The organism is Microcystis sp. M53602_WE12 (assembly GCF_030065455.1).
In the GTDB taxonomy this organism is placed as follows: Bacteria; Cyanobacteriota; Cyanobacteriia; order Cyanobacteriales; family Microcystaceae; genus Microcystis; species Microcystis aeruginosa.
In genome coordinates this window covers 1-6,317 of sequence record NZ_JASJFB010000204.1, presented here as the reverse complement: position 1 = coordinate 6,317, position 6,317 = coordinate 1, and the positions used below count along the sequence as shown (strand labels likewise).

4 protein-coding genes and 1 pseudogene are annotated in these 6,317 nt (G+C 37.9%); 2 read left to right on the top strand and 3 right to left on the bottom strand.

The window, feature by feature from the left end; genetic code table 11:
- Positions 1-447: 447 nt before the first annotated feature.
- Positions 448-2,709 (bottom strand): WD40 repeat domain-containing protein, encoded by a 2,262-nt coding sequence (locus PX482_RS07565; protein WP_288095635.1) that lies wholly within the window; start codon positions 2,707-2,709, stop codon positions 448-450.
- Positions 2,710-2,747: 38 nt separating this feature from the next.
- Positions 2,748-4,181 carry a P-loop domain-containing protein gene (locus tag PX482_RS07560; protein WP_002756815.1) on the bottom strand — a complete coding sequence of 478 codons (1,434 nt, stop codon included), beginning with the start codon at positions 4,179-4,181 and terminating at the stop codon, positions 2,748-2,750.
- A 476-nt stretch (positions 4,182-4,657) separates the two neighbouring features.
- On the opposite strand from PX482_RS07560, the gene PX482_RS07555 reads away from it, so the two are divergent.
- Entirely contained in the window at positions 4,658-5,083 is a 426-nt protein-coding gene (locus PX482_RS07555; protein ID WP_002756814.1) for a hypothetical protein, read from the top strand.
- A gap of 71 nt (positions 5,084-5,154) precedes the next feature.
- The gene (locus PX482_RS07550) at positions 5,155-5,442 is read left to right on the top strand and encodes a hypothetical protein (RefSeq protein WP_002756813.1); all 288 of its coding nucleotides are present in this window, start codon (positions 5,155-5,157) and stop codon (positions 5,440-5,442) included.
- A 299-nt stretch (positions 5,443-5,741) separates the two neighbouring features.
- Here PX482_RS07550 and PX482_RS07545 read toward each other — a convergent pair.
- Positions 5,742-6,197 (bottom strand): annotated as a pseudogene (locus PX482_RS07545) (Uma2 family endonuclease); the annotation flags it as partial.
- Positions 6,198-6,317: the final 120 nt, after the last annotated feature.

The window sequence follows — 6,317 nt, the reverse complement described above, 5'->3', positions numbered from 1 at the left end:
GACCTAAGATCACATTTTATTCTTTTTTCCACTTCAATCTAAGAATTGAGAAAAATGCAAAACCTTATATTATACCATAAAAAAATTATGCAAGAGGTCTAGTATGACAGGACTTACGCAAAAGGGAACGAAAGTAGGGGTAATTCATGAATTACCCCTACGCAAGAATAAGGTTTTCAGTCACATCTTGCGTAAGTCCTATATGATTCTAAATAAATTTTTAGTATTGACTGTGGAGAAATTCACAGTCACGATGTCAGCTAGATATCTCGATTTAGACAATTTGCAGGTCTTTCGTCTATGTCTATTCAAATAAACTCTCTACTCTATTATTACTCACGGAATTATCCTGTTTTTCAAGAGCTAGAGGCGATCGCCAAAATCCTAAATCTATTTCGGGTTAAACAGGTTGAGCGCAAATAATTCTTCCCTATCTCACACTAGAGATTAAACAATTAATTCTAAAAAATGGAACACACCATCCCTATTCAAATTAAATTCTTTTGCAAATATCTTTTTGCCATCGAAAGAAATGATAACTTGCCCAAACCTGCTTTCACCAACAAAAGTGGTAAGACATTCTCCTGTCTCTATATCCCACACTTTGACCGTCCTATCCCAACCACTAGAAACAATTTTTTTCCCGTCTGGTGTAACTGCTACATTACTGACTACACTATTATGACCAGCTAGGGTGAGTGATGCTTGACCCGTCTCTATATCCCACACTTTGACCGTCCTATCCCAACCACTAGAAACAATTTTTTTCCCGTCTGGTGTTACTTTTACGCTAGTAACTGCGTCATTATGCCCAGCGAGGGTGAGTGATACTTGACCCGTCTCTATATCCCACACTTTGACCATCCCATCACGACTAGCAGAAACAATTTTTTCCCCGTCTGGTGTTACTGCTACATCATTGAATACACTATTATGACCAGTGATGGTGAGTAATGCGTGACCCGTCTCTATATTCCATATCACTATATTATTCGTGATATTAAATGGCTTCGTGTCTCCTATCTCATCACTAGAAACAGAAATAATCTTTGTTCTATCCGGTGTGCTGTCTCTCATATTGACCCGATCGATAGGGGCGGTGAAAGCATATAATTCCCGATTTGTCTCCATATCCCATATCTTAATCATCCCATCCCAATCAGCAAGAACAAACCTTGTTCCATCTGGTGTTACCCCTACATAACGCATCGAGTTGCGAATTTCGTATCTTTTCTCTGTATCCCATATCTTGACCGTACCATCATTACTAGCGGAAACAATCTTTGTTCCATCTGGTGTTACCGCTAGATCATTTACTAGTTGATTATGACCGCGCAAGCAGCCTAATTGTTCTCCTGTCCTTAGATCCCATATTCTTATGGTCTCATCTAAACCACCAGAAACAATCTTGGCTGCATCTGGTGTCAACGTCACTGCACTTGGACTCCATTTATGACCACCAGTAAGAGTGAGGGATGGCCGTCCTATCACCATATCCCAAACCTTTTTCGTTATATCCCACAGCTTTCCCGTCTTATTCCCAAGAATAGGGGCAATTTTTGCTTGATCTGGTGTTTTGATCACTCCACTTAGCTCGTTATTACGAGCGTTGAATTTAGAGAAAAGTGACTCTGCTAACACATTCCAAATCTTGATATCTATATGCCACACCTTTATCGTCTCGTCTCCACAGGCGGCGACAATCTTGGCTCCATCTGATGTTACTGCTATTCCTTTAACGCTCCAACAATCAATGAGCGTTCGTATTTTTCGTCCTGTTTGTATGTCCCACACTTTGATCGTAGAATCACTGTCAGCAGAAATTATCTTGGTTCCATCTGCTGTTACTGCCACAAATTCGACCCATGTTTTATGACCAGTGAGTGTAAGTAATTTTTTTCCGTTCTTTATATCCCATACTTTTACGTTTTGATCCCAACCACCAGTAACAATCTTGGTTCCATCGGGTGTCAACGCCACTCCATGGACGCAGTAACTATCAACGTTGAGTCCGAGTAATTCTCGTCCTGTCTTGACATCCCATACTTTAACTATCCCATCAGTATAAAAAGAACCAACAATTTTTGTTCCATCTTGTGATACTGCTACTCTATCCACCAAGCTATTGGGATTAGTGAGAGTTAATGATTCTTGTCCGGTCGCTATGTCCCATACCTTTACTGTTCCAGATGCGGCAGAAATGATCTTGGCTCCATCTGATGTTATTGCTATACTATTTACCTCAAAAGGAGAAACTAAAAGAGTACGAATTAAACCAGTACCTGGTGGTTGTAAACTTCCTAAATAAGGAATTAAAGCAGGTGGAACTATCTTCGCTTTTGCCTGTTCTAGAAAAGATTGAATATAAAAATTTTCTAACAAAGATGGATAGGATAACCTACCTAATAACTGTGGAATTAACTGATCAGGATGCTCCATTAGAATATGGGCAGATAACCTAAACATTTCTTGAATTAGCTTTATGGCTTCCGTTCTTTCTGCATCATAATCAGGATGGTTCCGTAAATCAGATTGATGAACATAATCATAGTCATTTATGACATCTTGAACATCAAAACTCGGATGATTTAATTTATCAGAAATAAAAGGATAACAGGTTAAGCATCCATAGTAACGCCTGAGATTCCCAGACTCGAAGGCACTACTAGGAACTGTCGCTAAATATAATTGTCGTTCTTTTTTATCCATTTTTAGATAGGAAATGTCGTCTACAAGTTTATTAAGTGCTAATTAAACTGGTATTCATCAGGATCATTTTGTTTCCAGTAACGATTTAGAGCTTCATTGACTTCTCGAAAAATTTTCTGCTCAGTATTTGATTCTTTTCTTTGAGTTAAATATTCAAAAAAACTTTGATGATAAAAATCATAATAAATTGAATCCTCATTTTCTTCCTCTCGCAAATATTGATACCACTCCGTTATTACTTGATCTAAAATATCAATGTCAATGGTAAATATCTCCACAATAAATTCATCATAGATATTTCCTTTTTTTTGTCTAGCTTCCTTGAGCAAGTATAAAATTTTCTTTTTGTGAATGTTTTCTGGACGATTCATGCCCATTCTTTCCCAATGCAAATCATAATAATCTTTGAGAGTTGTAGGTAAATCATTTAAATTAAAATTAGTATATTGCTCTCTGGTGAGTGCGTCCATTAAACAAACTAAATACATAAAGTTATCAACAACCCTTTCAGATACCTTCTTGATAAAATCATCTGGTGTATAGGAATTACGATTTAACCATTCTTGTAACTTAGGGTCGTCATTCAGGAATAACCCAATACGTTCTTTAATATCATTTTGAGAAATATCCTTCATTTGACGTAAATCCAATTCATGTTGAGGAGTATCTACTTCTGTAAAAAGCCTTCTTTCTCCATCCGTTCGATAATGCCTTCTGGTTAAAAAGAAATAGACATTTTGGGGTAAGTTTCTTGGTAAAAATAAAATATTCTCTGCCCCAACCTCTTGTATCACTTCATCTAAAGCATCCACCACAATCACTAAAGATTCACTGGATGATAACTTCTCTGCCACTAAGTTGACTAGGGTGGCTAAATTAGCACTATTGACGTTAGATAATTTGTAATGCTGAATAAGTTGCTCTCGAATACTGTTTAAAAACTTCTCAGGAGTATTATTTCCTTGACTAGCAATATGAAAATAACAGATCGCCGGATTGTTTACAACATAATTAGCGGCGATCGCACTTTTCCCTGTACCCGGTTCCCCCAATACGGTAAAGTAACCGCGATCGTTATTTTTCTGAAATTCGTCGAAAGCTTGAGTTACAAACTCCCGTCCCACAAATCGCTTAGTACGAGACTCAATTAAAGATTTGAACTCAGGAGGGTAACTAATTTTTACTGTTAAATTTTTGGCTTTAACATTTCTTTTCAGTTGTTCCCACAAATCCAGATCAACACCCTGGGCAAGATCTATATTAAAGCATTTGCAAATCAGTTCAACAGTATCACTGTTTACTTCTTGACTGTTGCGGTCAAAAACATGGCGGTAGATAGTTTTTTTGTCGCCATAATTCAGAGCTTTTGCCATATCATCTTGAGTTATTTTTTTATCATTTTCATCTTTGAGACCCCCCAGAAAATTTCTCAGTCTTATCAAATCTGCTTCAGGCAATTTTATTTTAGGCATGGCTAAATCCTTTTTTTGAATAACACAATTAAAAATTTTGTGAAGTAACAATGACTTGGTTGATAAGTAGTCGTGCAAAATAAATTTCCCAGTGAAGAAAGGCAAAAGGCAAGGGGCAAGAGGTAAGGAGGGGGTTAGATATGTGTAATTAATTTTGCTTAGGTACTTAGCTATTTAGGGATTTTTCAATCAGTTACAGCGGTTGCGATCTCCCTATGAGATAGCAGACCAATAACGTAATGGATGGTTTTCCCAGTTGGAGGTCAGACTGAGACGCTACCTGCTGTATAGCTACATTTTTATACTATAGCAGAGAGACTAGCTGTGTCATCATTCTCTATCATCTGGGTGGAAGGACAGGACAGGACAAGATTTGATTTGTGTCCATTTTTTCCCTAGACATACAGGATTAAAGACAGCTACCGTAATTACAGGAAAAGAAACAATTCCTACTAACTACTAAGAGGAAAGTAATTATGCCTGGTACTGGAATGATTGATGCGTTTGAACGCTCTCGGAATCCCTCGAACAACAGTAGCTCAAATACTTCAACAAGCTCTAACGGTGGTAATACTTCAACAAGCTCTAAGGGTGGTCAAAAACCCTCTGCTGTCGAAGCTGCTGTTACTGGCGCAATAAAAGGTGCTGTTGTTGGTACAGCAATTGCTGGTCCTATTGGAGGACTCATGGGTGCGAAAGCAGGTGCAGCAATGGCTGGTGCTATTGCTGCTGCTAAATTTGGTGCTGCTGCTGGCGCAACTACTGGAGCAACAAGCAATCTATCCGCTAATGGTTATAAGACAGAAGCTAAAGTGCTTGGAACTGCTGTGACAGCAAGTTCTGGTGTTGCTGCTGTCTCTAAAGCGGTCAACAGTGCAAAAGATAATAAAAAGACTGTCTAAGTCTAACGTAATTGGGTTGTCTAGAAATTCTACTATTCAGCCCAATTTTTCAACTTTAAGGAGTGTAGATCATGGATTATTATCATCACTTGAATCGAGCTTTGTTTGATTTGGCGAAAAGTTCTGGCAAAAGCATTGTCAAAAAAGTTTCAGGTCTTCAAGATTTAGAAGATTGGATTAGCAATCATGGTGAAATATTTGTTAAACAAGCTATTGCAAACGTAATTACTAATCTAACCAGTAGTGTGTATCTGCGGGACAATGGTATTTATTCAGATGAATATCTTCAAAGGATGCAGGAGCAGTGGAACAAAGACCATGAAAAAGTGTTAAAACGATTTCCTCGTCTTCGGACATAGTTAAGTAATAATTTACGGCTGGTCGTCGGATGTGTGGCGGTTCTGCTCAAAAAGTATCTGAACCGCATTTTGATTGATGAGTTGGCCGTTCTGCCCCGCCTGGCGGCACAGGCGATAGCTTACTAAGCTGTTACACTGCTAAATTGTATAATCCTAATATTCTGAACTCTTCTGGAACAGGCATCTTGCCTGTTCCACTTATACAAATTAAATGCACAACAGCTTACCAATAGGCGATCGCTTTCACAAATTGGAGTTATGGTGATAAAAAAATCTTAAAAAATTACCATTTTCTATTGTTATGTTGATTCAATAATTTTTATCCCTGCTCTAAATTCTCGCAGTGCTTGAGCATGATTTTCTATACCAATACAACGCATCAATAAACCTACATCTAAACTCGGTAAAAGTTGCGATTTACTAACAGCCTCATATCCCTCATTTCCTAAACTATAAAACAATAACTCATCATTCATCCAAAACCAAACTTCAGGAATTTGTAACCGTTTGTATGCTTCTAGTTTATTAATTCCTCCACTACTAACAACCACCTCAATCACTAAATCAGGATGTTTTCTATTTGCTACCAATTCATAAGATTCATCACCTTCTCTTTTAACCTTTTCAAATTCATTTTCTAGGGTGACAGAACCAGTAGGAGTAAAATCTAATCCCAAAAATTCTAAATAAATTTCTACTAAAGAAGCAATACGTTTTTTGATAGTTTCGTGTTTTTTCCCTGGCATTTTTCGCAACATCTCAAAAACCGCTGAGAGGTAAGATGAAAGCCACGACAGCATCTCTGGCCTCTCAGCCTATCGCCTGTGGCTGTTAGGTAGTGTCTAGCTAGTGACCAACTTCCAGGCTGAGACTGT

What these genes read in the sequence shown, in the direction of transcription:
- PX482_RS07555 (WP_002756814.1), top strand. Translation starts at nt 4,658, where the DNA reads ATGCCTGGTACTGGAATGATTGATGCGTTTGAACGCTCTCGGAATCCC.
- PX482_RS07550 (WP_002756813.1), top strand. Translation starts at nt 5,155, where the DNA reads ATGGATTATTATCATCACTTGAATCGAGCTTTGTTTGATTTGGCGAAA.
- PX482_RS07565 (WP_288095635.1), bottom strand. Translation starts at nt 2,709, where the DNA reads ATGGATAAAAAAGAACGACAATTATATTTAGCGACAGTTCCTAGTAGT.
- PX482_RS07560 (WP_002756815.1), bottom strand. Translation starts at nt 4,181, where the DNA reads ATGCCTAAAATAAAATTGCCTGAAGCAGATTTGATAAGACTGAGAAAT.